The sequence below is a fragment of the Aeromonas mytilicola subsp. aquatica genome (assembly GCF_044336385.1).
GTDB lineage: Bacteria > Pseudomonadota > Gammaproteobacteria > Enterobacterales > Aeromonadaceae > Aeromonas > Aeromonas rivipollensis.
Window position 1 is genome coordinate 3,252,906 of the sequence record NZ_CP172298.1, and the last position, 25,467, is coordinate 3,278,372.

At 63.9% G+C, this 25,467-nt stretch carries 23 protein-coding genes; 14 read left to right on the plus strand and 9 right to left on the minus strand.

Going from position 1 to position 25,467, the window contains the following annotated elements:
• Nucleotides 1–70: 70 nt before the first annotated feature.
• Entirely contained in the window at nt 71–1,873 is a 1,803-nt protein-coding gene (locus ACFWHB_RS14805) for an MOSC N-terminal beta barrel domain-containing protein (RefSeq protein WP_395948754.1), read from the plus strand.
• 86 nt (nt 1,874–1,959) lie between these two features.
• Here ACFWHB_RS14805 and htpX read toward each other — a convergent pair whose 3' ends face one another.
• From htpX to bioB, 5 genes are all read right to left on the minus strand, one after another.
• The gene (htpX, locus tag ACFWHB_RS14810) at nt 1,960–2,832 is read right to left on the minus strand and encodes a protease HtpX (protein ID WP_106887413.1); all 873 of its coding nucleotides are present in this window, start codon (nt 2,830–2,832) and stop codon (nt 1,960–1,962) included.
• Nucleotides 2,833–2,966: 134 nt separating this feature from the next.
• Nucleotides 2,967–3,647 carry a dethiobiotin synthase gene (bioD, locus tag ACFWHB_RS14815; protein ID WP_395948755.1) on the minus strand — a complete coding sequence of 227 codons (681 nt, stop codon included), beginning with the start codon at nt 3,645–3,647 and terminating at the stop codon, nt 2,967–2,969.
• 129 nt (nt 3,648–3,776) lie between these two features.
• Nucleotides 3,777–4,577 (minus strand): malonyl-ACP O-methyltransferase BioC, encoded by an 801-nt coding sequence (gene bioC, locus ACFWHB_RS14820; RefSeq protein WP_395948756.1) that lies wholly within the window; start codon nt 4,575–4,577, stop codon nt 3,777–3,779.
• Nucleotides 4,570–5,766 (minus strand): 8-amino-7-oxononanoate synthase, encoded by a 1,197-nt coding sequence (gene bioF, locus ACFWHB_RS14825; RefSeq protein WP_395948757.1) that lies wholly within the window; start codon nt 5,764–5,766, stop codon nt 4,570–4,572. Before bioF ends, bioC begins: the two co-directional genes overlap by 8 nt.
• A complete protein-coding gene (gene bioB / locus ACFWHB_RS14830; protein ID WP_139746279.1) occupies nt 5,763–6,851 on the minus strand; it encodes a biotin synthase BioB in 1,089 nt (362 codons plus the stop codon). The genes bioF and bioB overlap by 4 nt, the downstream gene beginning before the upstream one ends.
• Nucleotides 6,852–7,042: 191 nt before the next feature.
• On the opposite strand from bioB, the gene bioA reads away from it, so the two are divergent.
• Both bioA and ACFWHB_RS14840 read left to right on the plus strand, forming a co-directional pair.
• Nucleotides 7,043–8,317 (plus strand): adenosylmethionine--8-amino-7-oxononanoate transaminase, encoded by a 1,275-nt coding sequence (bioA, locus tag ACFWHB_RS14835; protein WP_395948758.1) that lies wholly within the window; start codon nt 7,043–7,045, stop codon nt 8,315–8,317.
• A 135-nt stretch (nt 8,318–8,452) separates the two neighbouring features.
• Complete coding sequence (locus tag ACFWHB_RS14840; protein ID WP_394294065.1) at nt 8,453–9,274, plus strand: HAMP domain-containing protein; 822 nt, start codon at nt 8,453–8,455, stop codon at nt 9,272–9,274.
• A gap of 264 nt (nt 9,275–9,538) precedes the next feature.
• On the opposite strand, the gene ACFWHB_RS14845 is transcribed toward ACFWHB_RS14840, so the two are convergent.
• On the minus strand, nt 9,539–9,883 hold the full coding sequence (locus ACFWHB_RS14845; protein ID WP_395948759.1) for a hypothetical protein: 345 nt from the start codon (nt 9,881–9,883) through the stop codon (nt 9,539–9,541).
• 199 nt (nt 9,884–10,082) lie between these two features.
• Between ACFWHB_RS14845 and asnS the strand changes: the two genes are divergently transcribed.
• The 3 genes from asnS to ACFWHB_RS14860 all read left to right on the plus strand — a co-directional run bounded on the left by asnS (nt 10,083) and on the right by ACFWHB_RS14860 (nt 14,021).
• Nucleotides 10,083–11,483: an asparagine--tRNA ligase gene (gene asnS, locus ACFWHB_RS14850; protein WP_395948760.1), complete on the plus strand. Its 1,401-nt coding sequence runs from the start codon at nt 10,083–10,085 to the stop codon at nt 11,481–11,483.
• Nucleotides 11,484–11,823: 340 nt separating this feature from the next.
• Nucleotides 11,824–13,167 carry an anaerobic C4-dicarboxylate transporter gene (locus tag ACFWHB_RS14855; protein ID WP_025326310.1) on the plus strand — a complete coding sequence of 448 codons (1,344 nt, stop codon included), beginning with the start codon at nt 11,824–11,826 and terminating at the stop codon, nt 13,165–13,167.
• 179 nt (nt 13,168–13,346) lie between these two features.
• A complete protein-coding gene (locus ACFWHB_RS14860) occupies nt 13,347–14,021 on the plus strand; it encodes a hypothetical protein (protein ID WP_395948761.1) in 675 nt (224 codons plus the stop codon).
• 47 nt (nt 14,022–14,068) lie between these two features.
• Here ACFWHB_RS14860 and ACFWHB_RS14865 read toward each other — a convergent pair whose 3' ends face one another.
• On the minus strand, nt 14,069–15,208 hold the full coding sequence (locus tag ACFWHB_RS14865) for a M20 family metallopeptidase (protein WP_395948762.1): 1,140 nt from the start codon (nt 15,206–15,208) through the stop codon (nt 14,069–14,071).
• 82 nt (nt 15,209–15,290) lie between these two features.
• Nucleotides 15,291–16,667 (minus strand): C4-dicarboxylate transporter DcuC, encoded by a 1,377-nt coding sequence (gene dcuC / locus ACFWHB_RS14870; RefSeq protein WP_395948763.1) that lies wholly within the window; start codon nt 16,665–16,667, stop codon nt 15,291–15,293.
• Between the two features lie 284 nt (nt 16,668–16,951).
• Between dcuC and ACFWHB_RS14875 the strand changes: the two genes are divergently transcribed.
• The 7 genes from ACFWHB_RS14875 (at nt 16,952) to ACFWHB_RS14905 (ending at nt 22,974) form a co-directional block, all read left to right on the plus strand.
• A complete protein-coding gene (locus ACFWHB_RS14875; RefSeq protein ID WP_163136004.1) occupies nt 16,952–17,266 on the plus strand; it encodes a hypothetical protein in 315 nt (104 codons plus the stop codon).
• A 200-nt stretch (nt 17,267–17,466) separates the two neighbouring features.
• A complete protein-coding gene (locus ACFWHB_RS14880) occupies nt 17,467–17,817 on the plus strand; it encodes an ArsC family reductase (protein ID WP_111911199.1) in 351 nt (116 codons plus the stop codon).
• Between the two features lie 22 nt (nt 17,818–17,839).
• Nucleotides 17,840–18,967: a succinyl-diaminopimelate desuccinylase gene (gene dapE / locus ACFWHB_RS14885; protein WP_111911197.1), complete on the plus strand. Its 1,128-nt coding sequence runs from the start codon at nt 17,840–17,842 to the stop codon at nt 18,965–18,967.
• Complete coding sequence (locus ACFWHB_RS14890) at nt 18,964–19,653, plus strand: M15 family metallopeptidase (protein ID WP_139746288.1); 690 nt, start codon at nt 18,964–18,966, stop codon at nt 19,651–19,653. The genes dapE and ACFWHB_RS14890 overlap by 4 nt, the downstream gene beginning before the upstream one ends.
• A complete protein-coding gene (locus ACFWHB_RS14895) occupies nt 19,650–19,796 on the plus strand; it encodes a hypothetical protein (protein WP_080675092.1) in 147 nt (48 codons plus the stop codon). The genes ACFWHB_RS14890 and ACFWHB_RS14895 overlap by 4 nt, the downstream gene beginning before the upstream one ends.
• Nucleotides 19,797–20,053: 257 nt before the next feature.
• Entirely contained in the window at nt 20,054–21,781 is a 1,728-nt protein-coding gene (locus ACFWHB_RS14900) for a potassium/proton antiporter (RefSeq protein WP_106887433.1), read from the plus strand.
• Between the two features lie 89 nt (nt 21,782–21,870).
• A complete protein-coding gene (locus tag ACFWHB_RS14905) occupies nt 21,871–22,974 on the plus strand; it encodes a beta-N-acetylglucosaminidase domain-containing protein (RefSeq protein ID WP_395948764.1) in 1,104 nt (367 codons plus the stop codon).
• A gap of 74 nt (nt 22,975–23,048) precedes the next feature.
• Here the strand turns inward: ACFWHB_RS14905 and ACFWHB_RS14910 are convergent, their stop codons facing one another.
• Nucleotides 23,049–23,681 (minus strand): LysE family translocator, encoded by a 633-nt coding sequence (locus ACFWHB_RS14910; RefSeq protein WP_111911193.1) that lies wholly within the window; start codon nt 23,679–23,681, stop codon nt 23,049–23,051.
• 163 nt (nt 23,682–23,844) lie between these two features.
• Here ACFWHB_RS14910 and ACFWHB_RS14915 point away from each other — a divergent pair, with 163 nt between their 5' ends.
• Nucleotides 23,845–25,467 (plus strand): methyl-accepting chemotaxis protein, encoded by a 1,623-nt coding sequence (locus ACFWHB_RS14915; protein ID WP_395948765.1) that lies wholly within the window; start codon nt 23,845–23,847, stop codon nt 25,465–25,467.

A 25,467-nucleotide genomic window follows, 5' to 3' on the forward strand; every position in this document is an offset into this window, starting at 1 on the left:
ATTGCCGCACGGGGCAGGAATCGTTATCTTGCCCTCTTCACTGGAATCGCCACAGCACAAGGACCCTGACATGCCCACCCTCGCCAGCATACATCTCTACCCCATCAAATCGACGGCGGGCATGCCGCTGACCCGTGCCCTGGTGACCGAGGAGGGGCTGCTGGGGGATCGCCGCTACATGGTGGTCAAACCGGACGGCAGCTTCATCACCGCCCGCACCCACCCCCAGTTGCAACTGGTGACGGCCACCCCGGTGGAGGGCGGCCTACAACTGCGTTACCCGGGAATGGCGCAGCTCAAGCTGCAGGAAGCCGACTTCAGCCGCGCCCCCCAGGCCACCGGGGTCTGGGGCGACAGCTTCCATGCCCTGCACACCCAGTCCCAGGCCGATGAGTGGCTGAGCCGGGTGGTGGGGGAACCGGTTCGCCTGCTCTGGCTCGGCGAAACCTCCGACCGCTTTCGGGAAAAGACCGGCACCCGGGTCAGCTTTGCCGACGGCTATCCCCTGCTGCTGATCAGCCAGAGTTCGCTCGATGATCTCAACCTGAGATCCGATGCCCTGCACCAGATGAGCCAGTTTAGGACCAACCTGGTGGCGAGCGGCACCCGCTCCTTCGAGGAGGATGGCTGGAAGCGGATCCGCATCGGCGAGGTGGAGTTTCTGGTGGCCAAGCCCTGCAGCCGCTGCATCATGACCACTGTGGAGGCGGGCACGGATCGCTTCAACGCCCTGAAAGAGCCCCTGGCCACCCTGACCCGCTACCGCCGTGGCGAGGATGGGGATGTCTATTTCGGCCAGAATCTGGTGGCGCTGAACGAGGGCTGGATTGAGGCGGGCAGCGAGATCGAGGTGCTGGAGAGCACCCGCCCCCATGTCTACCCCAATGCGGCGCCGAAGAAGCGGGAGCTGGTCTGCGTGGCCCGCGAGCCCCTGGCCCGGGATCTGGAGACCTTCTGGTTCGAGGCCGCCGACGGCGAGCCCTTGCCCGACTATCTGCCGGGCCAGCACCTGCCCATCAGCCTCGACATCAAGGGGGAGAGGCAACAGCGCCGCTACACCCTGAGCTCCACCCCGGAGAGACCTGAGCGTTACAGCATCAGCGTCAAGAAGCTGGCCGATGGCCGTATCTCCCCCTGGCTGCACCATGAGCTGCGGGTGGGCGATCACCTGCTGGCCGCCCCCCCGGCCGGGGAGTTTCACCTCGGCACCGAGCGCAAGCTGCTGCTGCTCTCGGCGGGCTCAGGCGTCACCCCCATGCTCTCCATCGCCCGCACCCTGCATCTCAGACACGAACTCGACGATGTGCACTTTATGCACCTGTGCCGCAGCGAGGCCGACATTCCGGCCGCCGCCGAGCTGCACGCCATGAGTCAGGCAGGCATGCAGCTGACCCTGATCCTGAGCCAGCCCGATGCGCACTGGCAGGGCATGAGCGGTCGCCTTGGCAAGGGGCACCTAGAGCAGGTCAGGGATCTGCTGGCGCGGGAGATCTTCCTGTGCGGCCCCCACGGCTTTATGAGCGAGGCGGTCAGGCTGCTGCAGGAGCAAGGGGTCGCCGCCGAGCGTATCCGGCAGGAGAGCTTTGGCGGGGCCATCCTCTCGGTGGCCCGTCCCCACAAGGCGGTGCAACTGCGCATCGGCGAGCAGACCTTCGCTGGCAACAACCAGGGCACCATACTGGATCAGGCCCACAAGCAGGGGGTGGAGCTGCCCTGGAGCTGCCGCGCCGGCATCTGCGGCAGTTGCAAGCAGACCCTGCTCGAAGGGGAGGTAGATCACCCGGACGCCCCGGCCATCACAGCCGCCGAGCGGGCCGCGGGCAAGATCCTCACCTGCTGCGCCGTGCCGCTGACCGATCTGGTGATCAAATAAGAGGATGGCGCCGCCAGGGGTCGGCGCCATCATCACAAAGCAAAACGGCTGCCCTGAGGCAGCCGTTTTCTTATGGCGTCTGGCAATCAGCCACGCAGGGCGGCGATGCGCTGCTCTATGGGCGGGTGGCTCATGAACAGCTCGCTCATGGAGCGCTTGCCGTTGATGCCGAAGGCCATCATGGCCCCTTCCATCTGCGGCTCGGCGCCACGGGAGAGGCGCTGCAGCGCGGCTATCATCTTGTCGCGACCGGCCAGCTTGGCGGCACCGGCGTCGGCGCGGAACTCACGCTGACGGCTGAACCACATGACGATCATGGAGGCCAGCACGCCAAACAGCATCTCCAGCACGAAGACGGTGATCATGTAGGCAAAGCCACCGGAACTGCTGCTCTCTTCGCTGTTGTTGGAGCTGAAGAAGTTGCTGATGACGCCGGCCACTATGCGGGCGAAGAACATCACGAAGGTGTTCACCACCCCCTGGATCAGGGTCAGGGTCACCATGTCGCCGTTGGCCACGTGGCTCACCTCGTGGGCCAGCACGGCTTCCGCCTCGTCACGGCTCATGCTGTAGAGCAGGCCGGACGACACGGCGACGAGGGAGTCGTCACGGCGGGCACCTGTGGCGAAGGCGTTCATCTCGGGAGAGTCGTAGATCCCCACTTCCGGCATCTTGATGCCAGCCTCACGGGCCTGACGGGCAACAGTGCTCACCAGCCAGTGTTCTGTTTCGTTGCGGGGCTGCTCGATGACCTGGACGCCATAGCTGCGCTTGGCCATCCACTTGGACATCAGCAAGGAGATAAAGGAACCCCCAAAACCGAACACGGCACAGAACACCAACAGACCGGAAATGCTGGACTTGTTGATCCCCAGAACCGAGAACAGGATATTGAGTACCACCCCCAGCACCAGCATGACGGCCAGGTTGGTCACCAGGAATAGCATAATTCGCTTCATATTGACTCCTTGTGAGATATAGATGCATGGTTCGGGCCAATTCACGATCGACCTGATACCACACCTGCCCCCGATCATAGACAGACTCGATGAATGTTTGCTGAATGTCGGGCCCAGCTAAGCTGCCGAGGTGCTCAGCCCAGGGCTGAGATGTCGAGACACCCGCGCAGATCCGCCTCGAGCGGCTGGTCTACGAAGGGGATCTCACCCAGAAATGGGGCCGGCAACAAGGCTTTCAAGGTGGCCAGGTTCTCCGGGTAGCGACTCATGTGCGGATCCACCCGATTGACCACCCAGCCAGCCAGGGTCAGCCCCTGATGGCGGATGGCGGCGCAGGTGAGCAGGGCATGGTTGAGGCAACCCAGCTTGGCCCCCACCACCAGGATCACCGGCAGGCGCTCCTGGGCGACCCAGTCCGACAGCAGATGCTGGTGATCCAGCGGCAAAAACCAGCCCCCCGCCCCCTCGACTATCACCAGTTCGGCACCGGCCCGCTCAATCTCCCGCAATCCAGCCGACAGACCCGCCAAAGGAATGCTCGCCCCCACCTCCTGCGCGGCTATGTGAGGGGCTATGGGGGGCTCGAAGGCATAGGGGTTGACCGAGTCGATGGGCAGCGGGAGGCTGGCGGCCGCTTGCAACTGCTGGGCATCGAGGTTGCGAAGCCCCTCGGGGGTGCGGGCACAGCCGGCGGAAATCGGCTTGTAGCCGGCACAGGCTATGCCTTGGGCGGCGAAGGCTTGCAGCAGGGTGCGGGCGACCAGGGTCTTGCCCACGTCTGTGTCGGTGCCCGTGATGAAATAGGATCTGACCATGATGATTCCTCAGCGCAGTTCAAGGTGGCGCTCTGGCACCACCTGGGTATCAGTGATGGGCTTGTGCCGGGCGGCGAACCTGATGGTGGCCGCCCGGCACAAGGCAAAAATGAGTGATCCCGCGGCCGATCAGCGGCGAACCAGGCGTCCGAGGCAGACCTCATAGCTGGCGGCCAGCAGGCCGTCGGGCTGGCGGTGGCGCTCATAGGCTTCCCCGAGACGCCTCAGGCGCTGGCGGTTGCCAAGCCCCGCGGCCCGCTCGTCATTGACCTGGCTGGCCCCTATGCCCTTGAGATCCCGCAGCAAATCATTGAGCTCCAGATAGGCGAGGGACCAGATGAGACAGGTCAGCTCAGGCGCCTGAAACCCCCCGGCGCCAATGGCCTGCTGCAACTGGGGCAGGGCGAGGAAGCGATTGACGTGGGCGTGCCCGTCGACGACGCCCCAGGCCTCGCGCAACTGCCAGAGGGAATCGACAAGCAGGGTCGAGAACAGCAGCTGGCCGCCGGGCTTGAGCACCCGGTGGATCTCGGCAAACGCCTGGGCCGGGCGCTCGCACCACTGCAGGGCCAGACTGGAGAAGACCCAGTCCAGGCTCTGATCCGCGAAGGGCAGCGCCTCAGCGTCGCCGCACACCAGCCGGGCGCCGCTGCCACGCAGGGCGGCCTGGGCCAGCATGCCGGGGGCGAGATCCAGCCCGTGCAACTGCTGACAACGTCCCGCCAGCGCGGGCAGGAAGAAACCTGTGCCGCAGCCCAGATCCAGCCCGCAAACCGTCAGTTCAGAACCGACCGGCCCGTCCGGCATCAGGTCAAGCAGTGCCTGCCCCACCTCCTGCTGGAAACGGGCATGGGCGTCGTAATGACGGGCGGCCGCCCCGAAGCGGCGGGCGAGCTGGGCCTTGTCGACCTGCTGGAAACGCTCATGCATGGCAAGCCCCCTCGGCACCTGCGCCTGGCAGGCAAGGGCCCAAGGCGTCGAGCAGTCGATCCACATCCTCTTCTCGGTGCGCGGCACTCAGGGTGATGCGAAGGCGCGCCGTGCCGACCGGCACAGTGGGCGGGCGAATGGCGCTGACCCAGACGCCGCTATCCCGCAGCCGCTGGGCCAGTTTCAGGGCAGCGGCGCTCTCCCCTACCAGCAGGGGCTGGATCGGGGTCTCGCTTGTACCAAGCTGCCAGCCCAACGCCTGTGCTCCTTGCCTGAAACGGGCGATCAGCTGGCCAAGATGAGCGCGGGCATCATCAGCAGCGCGTACCAACTCGATACTCTTGCTGACCGCACAGGCCTGGGCGGCGGGCATATGGGTGCTGTAGACATAGTGGCGGGCAAAGTTGACCAGGTACTCTACCAGCTCGCGGCTGCCCCCCACGAAGGCACCGGCGACCCCAAGCGCCTTGCCAAAGGTGCCCATCTGGATGTGCACGCTGCCAGGATCAACCCCTTGCGCCGCCAGGGTGCCGCGCCCTTGTGGCCCCAGCACGCCGAGGCCGTGGGCATCGTCGATCATCAGCCAGTTGCCGCTTTGAGCTGCGAGTGTTGCGAGCTCGCGCCAGGGGCCCTGATCCCCGTCCATGCTGAAGACCCCTTCAGAGACGATCAAGCCCCGGTTTGGTTCGAGTTGACGCTCAAGGGCCGCCATGTCGTTGTGGCCGAAGCGCTTCATCCTGCAGGGGAGCTGGCTGCCCATCTCCTGCAAGGAGGCATGGCTGAGTTTGTCCTGCCACAGCAGGTGCTCCTTGCCGAGCAGGGCCTTGAGCACCGCCTGATTGGCGGAAAAACCGCAGTTGAACAGCAGCACAGCCTCCACCCCGATCCAGTCAGCGAGCGTCTCTTCCAGCTGCTGGTGGGCGCGGCTGTAACCTGTCACCAGGGGCGAGGCGCCGGCGCCAGCACCATAGCGGTCGATCCCCGCTTTGAAGGCGGCCTTGATGGCGGGATGATCGGCGAGCCCCAGGTAGTCGTTGGCAGAGAAGTTGAGGTAGTCGCGCCCATCGACCACCAGCCTGGCACCCGTGGGGCCATCGGTGGCGATGCGGCGGCGCAGCAGGTCCGCCTGCTCGCGCCCGGCCAGGGCCTCCCCCAGCGCAAAGGGGCCTGTGACAACAGGGGAAGTCATGAACGGACGGCACCTGCGCGGGGGCGGGTGGCATCGTAGAAGATCTCGGTCGGCTCGCTCTGGCGGCTCACCTCGGCCAGCAGCTCCTCTTCCTGAACCTGATCCGGCTTCTGGGCCCGCTGGGCGGGACGGATGCCGAGCCGCTTGAACAGCTGCATGTCGCTGTTCTCGTCGGGGTTGGGGGTGGTCAGCAGCTTGCAGCCGTAGAAGATGGAGTTGGCGCCCGCCATGAAGCACATGGCCTGCATCTGCTCGTTCATCTTCTCCCGTCCTGCCGAGAGGCGCACGTGGGAGGCGGGCATCATGATGCGCGCCACCGCTATGGTGCGGATAAATTCGAACGGATCCAGGTTCTCCTCGTTTTCCAGGGGCGTCCCCTTCACCTTGACCAGCATGTTGATGGGCACGCTCTCCGGGTGGCGCGGCAGGTTGGCCAGCGCCATCAAGAGGCCCGCCCTATCCTTGGCCTGCTCCCCCATGCCGACGATGCCACCTGAGCACACCTTCATGCCGGCGCCGCGCACGTGCTCCAGGGTATCCAGCCTGTCCTGATAGGTGCGGGTGGTGATGATGTCACCGTAGAACTCCGGCGAGGTGTCGAGGTTGTGGTTGTAGTAGTCAAGGCCGGCGGCCCCCAGCCGCGCCGCCTGATCCGCAGTCAGCATCCCCAGCGTCATGCAGGTCTCCATCCCCAGCCCGCGCACCTCCTCGACCATGCGGAGGATATAGGGCATGTCCCTCTCCTTCGGGTTGCGCCAGGCGGCCCCCATGCAGAAGCGCGACGAGCCGTTGGCCTTGGCCTCGCGGGCCCGCTCCAGCACTTTTTCCACCTCCATCAGCCGCTCGGTTTCCAGCCCGGTGTGGTAGCGAGCGCTCTGGGGGCAATATTTGCAATCCTCCGGGCAGGCGCCGGTCTTGATGGAGAGCAAGGTGCTCACCTGCACCTCGTTCGGGTCGAAATGGGCGCGGTGTACCGTCTGGGCCTGGAACAGCAGATCGTTGAATGGCAGGGCAAACAGGGCCTGAACCTCGGCGAGGGTCCAGTCGTGACGAAGGGCGTGACCGCCCAGGGTGAGAGCATTCATACATGGCTTCCAGTTGTTATAAGTGGGATCCTGCGCCGCCATCCTGGGATGAAGGACCGCAAAAGCCGCCACAGGCCGACCTCCTCGTTGTGAGGCCTGGCGCCAAGTGGCTGAAATTGTTGGCTAGTGTAGAGAGCGCGCGTAGACTGTCAACACCGACCAGATCAAACCAATTGACAACAGAACACAAAATGACCAATCAAGAATTCGACCTGCACCACGTCTGGCACCCCTATACCTCCCTCACCCATCCCCTGCCCTGCTATGAAGTGGCCAGCGCCAAGGGGGTAACCCTCACCCTCAGCGACGGCCGTGAACTGGTGGATGGCATGAGCTCCTGGTGGGCCTGCGTCCACGGCTATCAGGTGCCGGAACTTGACGCCGCCGCCACTGCCCAGCTCGGCAAGATGTCCCACGTGATGTTTGGCGGTCTGACCCATGCACCTGCGGTGGAGCTGTGCCGCAAGCTGGTGGAGATCACCCCGGCTGGGCTGGATCGGGTGTTTCTGGCAGATTCGGGATCGGTGGCGGTGGAGGTGGCACTCAAGATGGCCCAGCAGTACTGGCACGCCAAGGGGACGCCAAGGGCCAAATTTGTCTCCCTGCGGGGCGGCTATCACGGCGACACCTTCGGCGCCATGAGCGTCTGCGACCCGGATGGCGGCATGCACGAGCTCTACAAGGGCTTCCTGCCGGAGCACCATTTCGTGGCCACCCCGAGCTGCCGCTTCCACGCCCAGTGGGACGAGAGCTGCGTGGTGGAGCTGGCGGAGCTGGTTGCCGATCGCCACGAAGAGATAGCCGCCATAGTGCTGGAGCCCATAGTCCAGGGAGCGGGCGGCATGCGCTTCTATCACCCCCGCTACCTGCAGTGGGTGCGCGCCCTGTGCGACGAGTTCGGCCTGCTGCTGATCGCCGACGAGATAGCCACCGGCTTTGGCCGCACCGGCCAGCTGTTTGCCTGCGACTGGGCGGGGATCAGCCCTGACATCATGTGCCTGGGCAAGGCGCTCACCGGCGGCTACCTGACGCTGTCGGCCACCCTCACCACGGAGCAGGTCGCCCGCACCATCTGTGACGGCAAGGCCGGGGTCTTTATGCACGGCCCCACCTTTATGGGCAATCCGCTGGCTTGCGCGGTGGCCAACGCCTCCATCGATCTGCTGCTGGCCTCGCCGTGGCAGGAACGGGTACAGGCCATCGAGCATCAGCTGCGCACCGAGCTGGTGCAGCTGACCCTCAACTCGGCGGTGGCGGATGTGCGGGTACTCGGCGCCATCGGCGTGGTGGAGATGAAGGAGCGGGTGGACGTGGCGCGCATCCAGCGCAAGTTCGTGTCGCTTGGAGCCTGGATCCGCCCGTTCGGCAAGCTCATCTACCTGATGCCCCCCTTTGTCATCAGCCCCGAGGAGCTGCGGGTGCTGACCCGCGCCATCCATGAGGCCATCACCAGCGGTGAATTCTGAGTCTGGATGAATAGGCCCTGCATGAGAATGCAGGGCCTTTTGGCTCTTTTTCATCAGAATGTGAGCAAGACACCAGAACCCGGCTGGCGAGGGGAGTAGACTGCGCGGGTTTTACCCAACAGATGTACCTTTCCCATGCGCCTCTCCATCACTGCCAAGATCAATTTCTTCCTGCTCTTCATCTTCTCCATGGTATTGGTGTTTTCCGCGGCCTATCAGGCGGTGCGCGAGCGCGACCTCATCCTGACTCTCATCAAGGAGCAGAGCCGCGAGCAGACCGAGGCCTATTTCGACGGCCTCAACATGCTGATGCTGACCGGCAAGATGGAGGCCCGCGACACCCTGCGCGCCAAGTTCCTCGATCACGCCCACGTGGAAGATGCCCGCATAGTGCGCGGAGCGGCGATCAACAAGCAGTACGGGGCGGGTCGCGAGACCGAGGCCCCCAAGGACAGATTCGATGCCCTGGCCCTGGCGGGCAAGGGGAGCCTGGAGGTGGTGCACGACGGCACCCACAGCAAGCTGGTGGTGACCCGCCCCCTGCTGGCCAAGACCGATTTTCGCGGCACCGACTGCACCAGCTGTCACCAGGTGCCGGAGAATACGGTGCTGGGGGCGGTGCGCTTTGACTACTCCCTCGATACCCTCTTTACCCGGGTCGAGCAGAACATTCTCACTTCGGCACTTATTCTCACCGGTATCTTCGGGCTGGGGCTGTTGTTGACCCTCTGGGTCATTCGCACCTGGATAGTCCGCCCCCTCAACCAGCTGACCCGCTCCATGGAAGAGGCCACCGATCTGCACGACTTCGGCCACCGGCTGGAGGGGGATGAAGGGGACGAGATAGGCCGGGTGGCGCTCGCCTACAACCAGATGCTCGACAGCGTGGAGCGCCAGCTCGGCAAGCGCCCCGCCCCCTCGTCCCAGGACGATAAGCCAACGGATCAGTCCAGGTAGTAGAACAGCAGGCTGGCGATCAGGATCAGCAGCAGGATGAAGAGGTTGACGTGCAGCGCATCCTCTTGCCGTCGGCTGCGCCTGCGCTCCAGCGCCAAGACCTCTCGTCACAAGACGACAAGCCGGCGGATCACGCCAGGTAATAGAACAGCAGGCTGGCGATCAGGATCAGCAGCTGGATGAACAGATTGACATGCAACGCATCCTCTTGCCGTCGGTGCTCCAGCGCCAAGACCTCTCGTCCCAGGACGAGCAGCCGGCGGATCACGCCAGGTAGTAGAACAGCAGGCTGGCGACCAGGATCAGCAGCAGGATGAACAGATTGACATGCAGCGCATCCTCTTGCCGTCGGCTGCGCCTGCGCTCCAGCGCCAAGACCCCCAGGGTCAGCAGGCAGCACCCCCAGAGCCCGTGCACCAGCCAGGGGGTCAGGGCAGGATCCCAATAGTCACGCACCTTGACCCCGCCATAGACCAGAAAGCCGTAGGCAATATCGGGGCGGGCATGGTGATAGAGGCCGAGCAGGGCGATGAAGCCGCCCCAGCAGAGGATCACCAGCCCCTGGAGTACCCGTATCCAGCCATCCGGCCCCTGCCTGCGTTCCTTCACTCTCACCCCCTGGCCAACCGACCGGATCCATGCAAGATTCATGGGGAAAACCCCGCAAGGGTCCGACATTTTTGCTTGTTTATCAAACCCGCGCGGGTAAGATTAACGGCTTAGTCTGCCATGGTGGGCCACTCATGCCCGGGCCAGACCCCTAGTGTTGCAAATAGCGCTGCAAGAACAAGCTGGAGACAATATTTCGATGACGCACGCATCCGTAGTAGATGTGCTGACCGGTAAGTATGCGGTTGGCACCACCCAGACAGTGAAAGGGTGGATCCGGACCCGCCGCGATTCCAAGGCGGGGATCTCATTTTTGGCCATATCCGATGGCTCCTGTTTCCATCCGGTACAGGCCGTCGTTCCCAATACCCTGGCCAATTACGAGAATGAAGTGCTGCGTCTGACCACCGCCTGCTCAGTGGAAGTGACCGGTGTGGTCGTAGCTTCCCAGGGCAGCGGCCAGGCCTTCGAGCTGCAAGCCTCCGACGTCAAGGTAGTAGGCTGGGTCGAAGACCCGGACACCTACCCCATGTCTGCCAAGCGCCACAGCATCGAATACCTGCGCGAGCAGGGTCACCTGCGTGCCCGTACCAACGTGGTCGGCGCCGTGACCCGGGTGCGCAACTGCCTGGCCCAGGCCATTCACCGCTTCTTCCACGAAGAAGGCTATCTGTGGATTGCCGCTCCCCTCATCACCGCCTCCGACACCGAAGGTGCCGGCGAGATGTTCCGCGTCTCCACCCTGGACATGGAAAACCTGCCGCGCACTCCCGAAGGCAAGGTGGATTACGACAAGGACTTCTTCGGCAAGGAGACCTTCCTGACCGTCTCCGGTCAGCTCAACGTCGAGACCTATGCCTGCGCCCTGTCCAAGGTCTACACCTTCGGCCCGACCTTCCGCGCCGAAAACTCCAACACCAGCCGCCACCTGGCCGAGTTCTGGATGGTGGAGCCGGAAGTGGCCTTCGCCAATCTGGAAGATAACGCCGCCCTGGCCGAAGCCATGCTCAAATACGTCTTCAATGCCGTGCTGACCGAGCGCCGTGACGATCTGGAGTTCTTCACCCAGCACATCGACAAGGATGCCATCGACCGTCTGGAGCGTTTCGTCGCCTCCGACTTCGCCCAGATTGACTACACCGACGCCATCGAAGTACTGAAGAACTGCGGCAAGAGCTTCGAGTTCCCTGTCTCCTGGGGAATCGATCTCTCCTCCGAGCACGAGCGCTACCTGGCCGAGGAGCACTTCAAGTCTCCTGTGGTGGTGAAGAACTACCCGAAAGACATCAAGGCCTTCTACATGCGCCTCAACGACGACGGCAAAACCGTCGCCGCCATGGACGTGCTGGCCCCGGGGATCGGCGAGATCATCGGTGGCTCCCAGCGTGAGGAGCGCCTCGAGGTGCTGGATGCCCGTCTGGCCGAGATGGGCCTGAACAAGGAAGATTACTGGTGGTATCGCGACCTGCGTCGCTACGGCACAGTGCCGCACTCAGGTTTCGGCCTGGGCTTCGAGCGTCTGGTGGTCTATGTGACCGGCATGGGGAACGTGCGCGACGTCATCCCCTTCCCGCGTACCCCTCGCACCGCCGAGTTCTAAGACGCGCCGAGCCAGACTCGCACCGTGCAAAAGCCGACCCTTGGGTCGGCTTTTTATTTCCTGCTCTCCCGGCTGGGGCGCACCGCCTCTCATCCTGATCCTCGAATAAATCCCCCCACCCCTTCCCCTGCCTGTCACGCTCCCGATCGCCCCTGTTCAAGGGCATATCCATAGTTTTTATGCACTTAAATCGGAAAAGAGTCTGTTATTGAACCACCTCAATTTTTTACCCCTTTAGGGGTGCCAGAATACCCACTAACCCTTTAGGGGCAAATAACGACAGATGCTCCCGGGCCCCAGGGCCGATGCGGACATGGATTCAATCACACGAGGTAATGGAATGATCTTGATGGAATTTTTGGTGGTGCTCGGCTGCTTGCTGCTGGGTACCCGCTTTGGGGGCATGGGACTGGGTCTCATCAGTGGCATAGGTCTGTTCCTGCTGACCTTCGTGTTCGGCCTGGTGCCGGGCGAACCGCCGGTGCAGGTGATGCTGACCATACTGGCGGTGATCGGCTGCGCCGCCACCCTGCAGACCGCCGGTGGCCTCAACCTGATGATGCAGGTGGCCGAGCGTCTGCTGCGCCGTCATCCCCAATACATCACAATACTGGCGCCGCTCACTACCTGGACCCTCACCTTCCTGTGCGGTACCGGCCACGTGGTCTACACCATGTTCCCCATCATCGCCGACATAGCGCTGCAGAAGAACATTCGTCCCGAGCGCCCCATGGCCGTGGCATCCGTTGCCTCCCAGATGGCGATCTGCGCCTCCCCGGTCTCCGTTGCCGTGGTCTCCATGGTCTCCATTCTGGCGGCCGGTCACGGCATAGGTCAGGCTTACGGCCTGCTCGACATCCTGATGATCGCCATCCCCTCCTCCCTGACCGGTGTGGTCATGGCGGCCCTGTGGAGCCTGCGCCGTGGCAAGGATCTGGACAAGGACGAGGAGTTCCAGGCCAAGATCCAGGATCCGGAGCAGCGCGCCTTCGTCTATGGCGGCGGTGAAACCCTGCTCAACACCAAGTTCCCGAAAGAGGCCTACTGGTCAACCTGGATCTTCTTCGCCGCCATCGCCGCCGTGGTCTTGCTCGGTGCCAACGAAGGTTTGCGTCCGGTCTTTACCATCAAGGACAAGACAGGCCCCCTCTCCATGAACCTGGTGATCCAGATGATGATGCTGATCGCCGGCGCCATCATTTTGATGCGCTGCAAGGTCAAGCCGGGTGATATCTCCAACGGCGCCGTCTTCAAGGCGGGCATGGTCGCCATCTTCTCCGTGTTCGGGGTTGCCTGGATGAGCGAAACCTTCTTCCAGGCCCACATGCCGCTGCTCAAAGAGACCCTGGCCCACGTGGTACAGGCCCAGCCCTGGACCTACGCCCTGGTGCTCTTCCTCATCTCCAAGCTGGTCAACAGCCAGGCCGCCGCCCTGACCGCCATCGCCCCCATGGGGCTGGCACTGGGGGTGGAGCCGAAACTGCTGATCGCCTTCCTGCCGGCCAGCTACGGCTACTTCGTGCTGCCGACCTACCCGAGCGATCTGGCCTGTATCGGTTTCGACCGCTCCGGCACCACCCGCATCGGCAAGTTCATCATCAACCACAGCTTCATCATTCCGGGGCTGATAGGGGTCAGCAGCTCCTGCGCCCTGGGCTATGTGCTGACCACCATTCTGCTGTAATCGCAGTCGCGTTTAGCACGCCATTGCCAGACAGGCCCCCGCTTTGGGGGCCTGCTCTTTTCTCCCCCTCTCTGCTCTCCAACAATTTTCCCACTGCTATTTCCAGCCACGACGGCTTTACCTGCGCCCCCGCCACTGGGTAGCATGTGCTCCCTCTTTCACCATCGGAATCTCCCCCCATGTCTCGCGTCATCCTGCTCTGGAGCGGTGGCAAAGATGCCATGCTGGCCCTCTGCCATGCCCGCGATGCGGGTCATCAGGTGGTGGCCCTGGCCACCTTTGCACCGCTAAAGCCCCGATTTCTCGCTCACCCCTTGCCACTGGTGCGCCGTCAGGCGGCGGCCCTGGGTCTGCCCCATCTGCTGGTCACCATAGAAGCGCCATTCGAGCAGGGCTATGAGATGGCGCTGAGTCGCCTGCGGCAGGAGTGGGCACTCGATGGGGTGGTGACCGGCGATATCGACAGCGTGGGGGGCGCACCAAACTGGATCCGCGAACGCTGCCAGCCGCTGGGGCTAACCGTCCACACCCCGCTCTGGCAGCAGTCCCGCCAGGCGCTGCTGGCGGATATGCTGGCGCGAGGCATAGTGGCCCACCTCTCCTGCGTCGATACCCGGGTGCTGGCCCCGGAATGGGTGGGGCGTATCCTGGATGCCGCCACCCTCAGCGAGCTGCAGCAACTGGCCGAGCGAGAGGGATTCGATGCCTGTGGCGAGCAGGGGGAGTACCACAGCATGGTGACTGACGGCCCGGGCTTTGCCGCCCCGTTGCGCCTCGATGGCTGGCAGGTGGCGCACCAGGATCATCTGGCCTATCTGGCCCAGGACGAGCCTGTGCCCACCGAGCAACCATAAAAAACGGGAGGCGATGGCCTCCCGTTTTGCTTGCCGTGCACACCGACCTATTTCGCCAGCTTGCCCAGCACCCGCTGCAGCAGGCGGATGCGCGGCTCTATGCTCTCCAGCAGCAGGAACTCCGCCTCCGAGTGGAAGCCGCCGCCCATGGGGCCCAAGCCATCCAGGGACGGCACGCCGGCCGCGGCGGTGAAGTTGGCATCAGATCCGCCCCCCGCCTCCAGCCAGTTGAAGGAGATCCCCTCGTCTGCCGCCGCCGCCTCCACCAGCGCCATCAACGCCTCGGTGTCGCCACTCGGGCGCATTGCCGGCTTGAAGCTCTGGCGATCCACCTCGACCCGGCAACCGCGCAGGAAGGGGTTGTTGGCCATAAAGCCGAGCCGCTCGTGCACGGCGGCAGCCTCGTCGTTGCTCCAGAAGCGCAGGTCGACTATGGCCTCGGCGAAGTCCGGCACCACGTTGACGCCGGTGCCCCCCTGTACCACACCCACGTTCATGGTGGTGCCCGTCTCCATGTTGACCTGCTCGTTGATCGCCAGCACCCAATGGGCCAGCTCGGTAATGGCGGAAACCCCTTCGGTCAGGGCCGAACCCGCATGAGAAGCCTTGCCGTGGAAGCGGATGCTGTACTTGGCATTGCCCTTGCGGGCGCTGATGAGATCCCCGCTCGGGCGCGCTGCCTCGGCCACCAGCACGCAGCCGCTCTGCCTGGCCTTGGCTACCAACCAATCCCTGGACCAGGGGGAGCCAATCTCCTCGTCGCAGTTGCAGCAGACCAGCACCTTGAGCCTGGCCAGCAGCGCCGGATCCATCCCCTTCAAGGCATACCAGGTGGAGAGCAGGCCGCTCTTCATATCCGACACACCGGGGCCGAAGGCCTGATTGCCTTCGACTTTCAGCGGGCGTTTGGCCGCCGTCCCCTCGGGGAAGACGGTATCCATGTGGCCCACCAGCATGACGTCATAGTGATCCGCCCCCGGGGCATTGGTTGCCTCGAGGCAGGGGCCGCACTCAGGAGCTAACTGGTGGCGCACCACCTGCCAGCCGATGGCCTCATATTTTTCGGTCAGGATGTCGGCCACCCGAGCCACCCCGGCCGGGGTGCGGGTGCCGCAATCGAGATTGATGAGGGGGGCCAGATCCGCCAGATAGGCGTCCAGGGAAAAAGCGTTGCGAGGATCTGTCATCATCGTCTCCAAAGGGCAAAAGGTCGGGCCTCGCCCTTGCGCAGAGTGAATGGAGCGGGCAGCCTGGCCGCCCGCCCCGCCATTACATAAACAGCAGATAGTTGAGCGCCAGCGCCGTCACCAGGGCGCCGGCCATGGGCACGCAGGTGCGCTTGACCACCACGAAGGGGGAGACCTTGGCGATCCCCGCGCAGGCGATCAGCACCGCCGCGATTGGGGAGACGGTGCGGCCTATGCTGGAGGCGAGCTGCATCGGCAGCAGCATGGTTACCGCCGGCACCCCGAACTTGGCCGCCACCGCCGGTGCCAGGGTGGAGAAGCTCAGGAAGGCCGCGTTGCCCGAGCCCATGATGACGGCCGCCACCATGATGAGTCCCACCATCACCAGCGTCATCAGGCCGCTGCCGATCCCGGCATTGCTGGCGGAGTGCAGCAGGGTGTCGATGGCGCCTATGGCCTTGAGGGATTCGGCAAACAGCTCGGCACAGACGATGAGCGCCACTACCGGGCCAAACACCTTGCCCATGCCGTCGAGGAAGCTGGAGAGCCCGGCCATGGCGGTGCGCACCGAGCGGGTGCGCAGCAGCTCGCACAGCATGCCGATAAAGACCGACAGCAGCATGGCCACCTCCACGCTGACGCTGATGCTGGTCACCAGCAGCTTGGAGAAGGTCATCATCAGCACGAAGGGGATGATGGGCAGCAGGGCATACCAGGTCGGTGCCGGCACCTCCTCTTTCCCCTGCTCGTCCAGCTCGGCCGGATCGCCGCGATGCTGGGCGGGATCCCAGCCATCCAGGCGATCGCAGTGACGCTGCCAGAAGAAGTGCAGCACCATGGTCACCAGCAGCATGGGGGCCACCAGCCAGATCTGGTAATCCACGAAGTAGCTGGTCGGATCCATGCCGGACTGGCCGGCGGAGAAGATGGCATTGGTCTGGGTCGGGCCAATCTCGAACGCCTGGGAGGTGGCGATGACGCCACAGGCCGACGCCGGGCTGATACCGAGGTTGCGCATCACGGGGTACATGGTGACCATCAGCAAGAGGCCGAGGCCGGTGGCGGAAGTGACAAACAGCGACACGAAGACCGCCACCAGATAGCAGATGGAGAGCATCAGGTAGCTGGACCGGATGCCCGCCACCGGCTTGACCGCCACCCGCACCAGGGACTGGGAGGCGCCAATGTGGGACATGTAGGTGGCAAAGCCCGCCACCGCCATTATGGTGAGGCCAAGCCCCGCCGCCCGGTAGGAGAAGATCCCCTTGAACACCTCGAACAGGTCGAACAGGACGAACCCCGTGCTCTTGTCGGCGGGCAGTATGGGGTGCAACCCCAGCCAGTAGGCCACCGCGAAGATGGCCATGCCTGCCAGCGCCAGCACCGCCTGCGGGTTGTAATCCTTGACGATGCCGTAGACCACGGCCATCAGCACGAGCAAGACGAATAAGAGTTCCAAAGTGCGCTCCTGATAAGATTATCGAGGATCGAAATCTAGTGGCGAGCCCCTCCTTTCCCCTTGATCCCTATCAATAAAAGTGGCTTGAATGACAAAAAGCAGCATTAAATTTTGATATATCAAATAAAATTGGTACATCAATCCAGTGCCGACGCACTAGAATGCCCTGCATCAGATCCTGACCAACAACCTCCACTTTTTTTGCGTTGGATCAACGCCCGTCAGGGGTGAACTGGCCAAGATGCCCGTCGATACAGAGCGACCATTTCGCACCGGAGAGAGTTATGACAAGCCAAGCCACCGCAGGGACTTCGACCTGCGACTACAAGCTGTGGGACATCCTCGTCGAGTCTGCAAAGGAACGCACCACCATTCGTTATTCCAAGCTGGCCAGGCAGGCCGGGCTGGAACAGTGCCAGGATGAGCTGCGCACCCTGCTGCAACGCATCCGCATGTACTGCACCGAAAACAACCTGCCGATCCTCTCCGCCATAGTGGTGGACGACGTGGGCAAATACACAGGCCTCTCCTCCAGCCTGCCGGATGCGCCCTGGGAGCGGGCCCGGGTCTTCGACCACCAGTGGACCACCCTGCACTGATAGCCCCCTTCCCTCAAAACGCGCCCCCAGGCGCGTTTTGGCTATCTGGCCCCTCGCGATTTCTCCCCCCTCCCCGCTGGTAAAACCAGCCAGCCCGGCCATGAGCGTTGCCATGGCTGGGCCACAATGCCAGAATCGGGCCCTTGCATGATTTCACGTTCGGATTTCAGGGCCCCGGGCCCACAGATATAGGATCTCCCATGGCCACCACCCTCTATGGCATCAAGAACTGCGACACCATCAAGAAGGCCCGCAAGTGGCTGGACGAGGCTGGCATCGACTATCGCTTTCACGACCACAGGGCCGACGGCCTCGAGCCTGCCCGGCTGGACGGCTGGCTGAACCAGCTGGGCTGGGAAGCCCTGCTCAACACCCGGGGCACCAGCTTCCGCGCCCTGCCGGAGGAGGCGAAGCAAGGGCTGGACACCGCAAAAGCCCGTGCCCTGTTGCTGGAACACCCCGCCATGATCAAGCGCCCGCTGCTGGATCGCGATGGCGAGCTCACCCTGGGGTTCAAGGCAGACCACTACCAATCCCTCTTCTCTCGTTAAACTTTTCTGTTAAGGAACGCCGATGTCGGATGTCATCGCACTGGCCAAGGATCTTATCCGCCGCCCCTCAGTTACCCCGCTGGATGAAGGGTGCCAGACCCTGATGGCGGAGCGCCTCGAGCGCCTCGGGTTCGTCATCGAACCCATGGTGTTTGAAGACACCACTAACCTCTGGGCCCGCCGTGGCAGCGAGGGGCCGCTGTTCTGCTTCGCCGGCCACACCGACGTGGTGCCCGCCGGGCCGCTGGACAAATGGCATACGCCGCCGTTCGAGCCGACCATCATGGATGGCATGCTCTATGGGCGCGGCGCCGCCGACATGAAGGGGTCGCTGGCCGCCATGGTGGTGGCCACCGAGCGCTTCGTGGCGGCCCACCCGGATCACCAGGGTTCCATCGCCTTTCTCATCACCTCGGATGAAGAGGGGCCCTTTATCAACGGCACAGTGCGCGTCATCGACACCCTGGAGGCGCGCAACGAGAAGATCCGCTGGTGCATCGTCGGCGAGCCCTCCTCCACCGCAGTGGTAGGGGACGTGGTGAAGAACGGCCGTCGCGGCTCCATCACCGGCGATCTGCTGGTGCGCGGGGTACAGGGCCACGTGGCTTATCCTCATCTGGCAGACAACCCCATCCACAAGGCGGCGCCTGCCCTGGCGGAGCTCGCCGCCACCGTCTGGGATGAGGGCAACGCCTACTTCCCCCCCACCAGCTTCCAGATAGCCAACATCCAGGCCGGAACCGGCGCCTCCAACGTCATCCCCGGCGAACTGCAGGTGCAGTTCAACTTCCGTTTCAGCACCCAACTGACCGACATGGACATCCGCGAGCGGGTCGAGGCACTGCTGACCCGTCACGGTCTGGACTTTGAGCTGAAGTGGACCCTCTCAGGCCAGCCCTTCCTGACCGACACCGGCGCCCTGCTGGAGGCCACCGTCGCCGCCGTGGCCGCGGTCAACGGTCAGCAACCAGCCCTGCTCACCACGGGCGGAACGTCCGATGGACGCTTTATCGCCCCCACCGGGGCTGAGGTCATCGAACTGGGCCCGGTCAACGCCACCATCCACAAGGTGAACGAGTGCGTGAAGGCGGACGATCTGGATCTGCTGGCGGACATGTACCAAGGGGTGCTGGAGCACTTGCTGGCATGACCCAGGATCAACTGCTTGGGCTCGACGAGAGCCACCTCATTCTGGTGGGGCGCGGGCCCCATCGCCTGACCGCCGCCACCGCGGCGGCCTTCAACGACATGCAGGTGGCGGCCGCCTATGAAGGGTTCAACCTGCAGGCCGCCTCCAGCTGGCGCAGCTTCGAGCGCCAGCTCGCCATCTGGAATGGCAAGTGGCGCGGGGAGCGGCCCCTGCTGGATGCCGACAACCGGCCGCTGGATGCGCTGCAGCTGGGGGAGACAGAGCGGCTGCACGCCATCTTGCGCTGGAGCGCCCTGCCGGGCACCAGTCGCCATCACTGGGGCACGGATCTCGACATCTATGATCCCGACTGCCTGCCCGCCGGTACCAGGCTGGCGCTGGAGCCCTGGGAGTATGAGGCGGGAGGCTGGTTTGCCGATCTCGGCGAGTGGCTCGGGGATCACATGAGCGACTTCGGCTTCTTCCTGCCCTATGCCAAACCGCTGGACGCGGCTCAGGGGGTCGCCTACGAGCCCTGGCACATCAGCTTCGCCCTGGAGTCCGCTGAACAGCGGCTGGATCCGGATGCGCTGGCGCTTTGCCTGCAACAGGCGGATATTGAAGGCAAGGCGTGCATACTGTCCCATCTCGACGAGATCCTGGCCCGTTATGTCACTGCCGGTCACACCGAAAGGAGAATCCGATGAGCGTGTGGTTATGGATAGGCCTGCCGCTGCTGTTTTTGCTCGGCCTGTTTCTCAATGCCATCAAGGACATGAAACAGCTCGAAAAGCAGTTGCCGAAATACAAGGACAAGATCCGGGAAGTCAAGGACGACGAGGACGACTGACCTCCCCCGCAGGAGCCCGATGGCGCTCCTGCGCCCCCACCCCGGCCTGCGAACAACCCGGCACCCGCCTCCTGAAAATGGGCACCAATTGCCACTCCTTCCCCCTCTTTCTCGTCCCCCTCAGGCCCCGCGCCTACTGCTTAAAAACAGCACAACAACCGTAAAAAACTGCAAATCGATGCACAATTAAGCCACACAAAGGGGTGCAATCTGCATATAATGTGCCTGTTTTGCCGCCCGCCATAAGGAGTTCGCCATTGGATGCCACCACCATCAACAGTTTCTTTTTTATCGGTGCCTTGTTGGTGGGAGCCAGTGTCCTGTTAAGTGCGCTCTCGTCCCGGGTCGGCATCCCCATCCTGGTCATCTTCCTCGCCGTCGGCATGCTGGCCGGTGAAGATGGCCCCGGCGGCATCCACTTCGCCGACTACTCTGTCGCCTACCTGGTGGGTAACCTGGCGCTCGCAATCATCCTGCTGGATGGCGGCATGCGCACCCGGGTCTCCTCCTTTCGGGTCGCACTCTGGCCTGCCCTCTCGCTCGCCACCGTCGGGGTGGCCATCACCACAGGCCTGACCGGTCTGGCCGCCGCCTGGCTGTTTGACCTCAACCTGATGCAGGGGATGCTCATCGGGGCCATCGTCGGCTCCACCGATGCGGCGGCTGTCTTCTCCCTGCTCGGTGGACGCAGCCTCAACGAGCGGGTCAGCGCCACCCTGGAGATAGAGTCCGGCAGCAACGACCCCATGGCAGTCTTTCTCACCGTCACCCTGATAGAGGTGCTGGCCAGCGCCCAGCAGGGGCTGGACGCCGGCTTCCTGCTGCTGCAACTCATCAAGCAGTTTGGCCTCGGCGCCGGCATAGGCCTGGCAGGGGGCTGGCTGCTGTGGCGGCTCATCAACACGGCCCGCCTGGCCCCAGGGCTCTATCCGCTGCTCACGGTGAGCGGCGGCCTGCTCATCTTCGCCCTCACCACGGCAGTGGGGGGCAGCGGCATCCTCGCCATCTACCTCACCGGCCTCCTGCTCGGCAACCTCTCCCTGCGCAGCCGCAGCACCACCTTGTCGGTGCTGGACGGTCTGACCTGGCTCAGCCAGATCGGCATGTTCCTGGTGCTGGGGCTGCTCGCCACCCCGAGCAATCTGCTGCCCATCGCCGTGCCGGCGCTGGCCCTGGCCATGTGGATGATCCTCTTTGCCCGCCCGGTGTCGGTCTGGATAGGCCTGCTGCCGTTCAAGAACTTCGCCCCCCGGGAGCGCTGGTTCATCTCCTGGGTCGGCCTGCGTGGCGCCGTGCCCATCATACTGGCGGTCTTCCCCATGATGGCGGGGCTGCCCAACGCCCAGCTCTACTTCAATGTCGCCTTCTTCGTGGTGCTGGTCTCCCTCATACTGCAGGGCAGCTCGCTGCCGCTGGCCTCCAGGCTGGCGCGGGTCGAGGTGCCGGCGCCGCCGTCCCCCATCAACCGCTCCGGGCTCGAGATCGATCTCGACAGCCAGTGGGAGACCTTCGTCTATCGCCTGAGCGCCGAGAAGTGGTGCATAGGCTCGCCCCTGCGGGAGCTGCGCATGCCGGAGGGCACCCGCATCTGCGCCCTGTTCCGCGGCCAGGAGCTGCTGCACCCCTCGGGCAGTACTTGCCTGCAGTCGGATGACATCCTCTGCGTCATCGGCCACGAGCGGGATCTCCCCGCCCTCGGCCAACTGTTCAGCCAGGCGCCGGAGCAGGATCTGGGCCCGCGCTTCTTCGGTGACTTCCTGCTGGAGGCGACCGCCAGGCTGGTGGATCTCGCCCCGCTGTACGGGCTGGATGTGAGCGAGGTGGCGGATCAGACCCTGGGCGATTTCATTGCCCATCAGTTGGGCGATAATCTGGTAGTGGGTGACCACGTCGCCTGGCAGGGCCTGCTCTGGACGGTGGCGGAGATGGAAGAGGGTGAGCCTCGCAAGATAGGGGTACGCTTCCTGGAAGAAGATCCGGTCTAGGACGCAAGCCGGACCCTGTTCAATACACATACTCGGCGCCCGTTCCCGCCAGGACGGTGAACCGGCGCCCGGCGAGAAGGGAGTGACCCATGCCTTATGAAACCCTGTTGTCTGGTCTCTATCCTCCCTCCCCCCGACTGGGGCTGATCGAGGGCTTCTTCGGCAAGGGCTGGAGCTGGGAGGCCCGTGCCCGCTACGCTCAGTGGCTGCCCCGCCATGGCTATGGCTTCTACCTCTATGCCCCCAAGGAAGACGGCTATCTGCGCAAGCACTGGGCCGAGCCCTGGCCGAGGGAGCAGCTCGACCACCTGCGCCAGCTGGCCCAACAGTGCCGGGACAACGGCCTCGCCTTCGGTGTGGGCCTGAGCCCCATGGGCGCCCATCACGACTACGCGCACAAGCGCCCGGCCCTGCTCGAGAAGGTGCGCCTCATCGAGGAGGCGCTCAAGCCCGACATCCTGGCGGTGCTGTTTGACGACATGAAGGGGGACACCCCGGATCTCGCCCACTGGCAGCTCACCATAGCCCACGACATCGCGGCCCACACCGGCGCCAGCCGTCTCATCTTCTGCCCCAGCTACTACTCGACGGATCCTGTGCTGGAGAAGGTGTTCGGCGCCATGCCCCCCCACTATCTGACGGATCTGGGCCAGGGGCTGGACAAGGGTTTTGACATCTTCTGGACAGGCCCCAAGGTCTGCTCCACCGACTACCCGGCCGCGCACCTCAAGCAGGCCGCCGACTGGCTGCACCGCAAGCCCTTCCTGTGGGACAACTACCCGGTCAACGACGGCAGCAAGGCGAGCAGCTTCCTGCACCTGCGCGCCTTCGAGAACCGCCCCGCCGAGCTGGCGGAGCTGACCGCTGGCCACGCGGTCAATCCCATGAAGCAGGCGGCGCTCTCCGTGCTGCCGCTCGCCACCCTGCCCATGAGTTACCGACTCGGCCACCAGTACGATCCGGATCAGGCGCTGCACACCTCCCTCAACGCCACCTGCGGGCCGCAGATCTCCGCCATGATAGAGGCGGATCTGCCGCTGTTTCAGGACATAGGCCTGGCCCAGCTCACCCCCGAGCAACTCACCCACCTCAAGCACCGCTATCTGCCGTTCCAGGATCAGAGCTGCGTGAACGAGATCCTGCGCTGGCTGGCGGGGGAATATGTGTTCGATCCGGACTGCCTCACCGACTGACACCTCGCCGGACGCCCAATAAAAATGCCACCTCCCCTTCACCAGGGGAGGTGGCATTTTTCATTCCGATCGCCTCAGCCGAAGGCCAGCCAGACGCCGACAAACAGCATGAGCGAGCCGGCGATGCGGTTCATCAGGGTGACGTTGCCGCTCTTGGCGAGGAAGTGGCGCAGGGTGCGGCCACCGCTCGCATAGAGCAGCAGGCAGGAGAACTCGATGACCAGGATGAGCACCACCAGAGCGCTGATCTGGGGTGCCATCGGCTTGGCCGCATTGATGAAGGGGGGCAGCAGGGAGACCATGAAGGCCCACCCCTTGGGATTGGCGATGGCGGTGACGAAACCCTGCAGCGCCAGCCCGAGCGGCTTGGTCTCCTGGCCAGCCGAGAGATCCGCCGGAATCGCCATCTTGCCCTTGGCTTGCCACATCTGGATGCCGAGCCAGACCAGATAGGCTCCACCCACGTACTTGAAGGCCGAGAACAGGGCCGGATAGTTGAGCATGACGGCCGCCACCCCGACCACGGAGAGCACAGAGACCAGGCCGACCCCGATGAGCTCTCCCCACATCATGTGCAGGGTTCGGCGCACCCCCAGGCTCATGCCCAGGGTCATCGCCAGTGTCATGCACATGCCGGGGGTCACGGAGACAAAGAAAAACGTGGGAACAAAGAGCGCCAAGATGGCGGGATCAATCCAGTCGGACACACTACACCTCCAGATAACAAGCAGTCGATCTTGCCTATCACACTCTTTTAACACAAGAAAAACCTTTGCGTTCGGCACGGATTTCACCTTAAAAACCCTGTGACAATAGTTGTCGCGCCTGTGTAAGATGCCGCCTCACTCCTCTTTTGGGTTAGGATCTTTCATGTCTTTGAATAATCTGTCCATTCGTCTGCAAGTTCTCATTCCACTACTGCTCGCCAGCCTGCTGATGCTGCTCATGGCCGTGATCAGCAAGCAGGAGATAGACGGTGCCATCAAGGACATGAACGACACCACCACCAGCGTCACCCGCCACAAGGATGACATCGCCGCCCTGATCCACGCCACCTACCGGCTGCGCACCAATGCCATCTACGGCCTCTACGATCAGGCCCGCTTCGCCGAGCTGCCCGGCACGCTCAATGCCGCCGAGCAGGAGATAAATGGCCTCTTGTCCCGGCTGGTGATCCCCGGTGCCGAGCAGGACAACAGCCAGGTGGCGGCGGCCCTGCAGGCCTATCTCGGCCACACCCGCAGCAACATGCTGCCACTGCTGACCCAGCAGTACAGAGACGGGACCAAGCCCGCCGGCTATGAGCAATCCAGGCTGCGTTTTCGCGAGCTGGGGGAGCAGTTGATCAAGCAGATTGACACCCTCTCTGCCCACATCAATCAGCTGATCCAGCAGGAGATAGCCCAGGAGCAGGCCCACTACCAGGCCACCCTGCTTCAGACCCTGCTGCTGATGGCCGCCACCCTGGTCGCGGCCCTCTGCGGCGGCTGGTGGCTCTCCGGTCGCATCGTCCAGCCCATAGGCCAGTTGCAGGAGGTGATGCACGCCGTCGCCCTCGGTCGCTTCAACGTGCGCGCCAAAGCCGAAGGCAACAACGAGCTGGGCCAGCTGGCCAAGGACATCAACCAGACCCTGAGCCAGCTTGGCAGCACTATCCAGGCCCTGACCGGCATCAGCGGCAACGTGGCCTCCGCCGCCACCGAACTGGCCGCCGTCATGACCCAGTCCGAGGCCAACGCCCAGCAGCAGCGCAGCGAGACCGAGCAGGTGGCCTCCGCCGTCACCGAGCTGGCCAGCACAGCCGACAACGTCAACCACAATGCCGCCCTGGCCGATGAGCTGGCGCGAGAGGCCAACAGCCGGGTCGAGCAGGGGCTGGCCCTGTTTGCCGAGAGCATCCAGGCCAACGGCCGCATGGCGGGCAGCCTGGAGAACGCCGCCACCGTAGTGGCGCGGCTCAAGTCCCAGTCCGAGCAGATCGGCAAGGTGATAGAGGTGATTCAGAGCATCTCGGAGCAGACCAACCTGCTGGCGCTCAACGCCGCCATCGAGGCCGCCCGCGCCGGCGAAACCGGCCGTGGTTTTGCGGTGGTGGCCGACGAGGTACGCCTGCTGGCGGCGCGGACCCAGGACTCCACCAAGGAGATCCAGGCCATCATAGAGCAGTTGCAGAGCCAGTCCCTGTCGGCCAACAGCGGCGTACAGGAGACCCTGGAGATCCTCGGCCACAACCAGCGTCTCTCCGCCGAGGTGCAAGACCTGCTGGGAGGCATCACGGAGGCGGTCAACCAGATCAATGGCGCCAATGCCCAGGTGGCCACCGCCGCAGAGGAGCAGTCCTGCGTCACCGCCGACATCAGCCGCAACATCACCAACATCCACGAGATAGTGAACCAGAACGTGGCCGGCATCACCCAGAGCGCCGCCGCCAGTCACGAACTGTCACAGCTCGCCGAGCAGCAGCGCAGGCAGCTCGCCCAGTTCCAGCTGTAA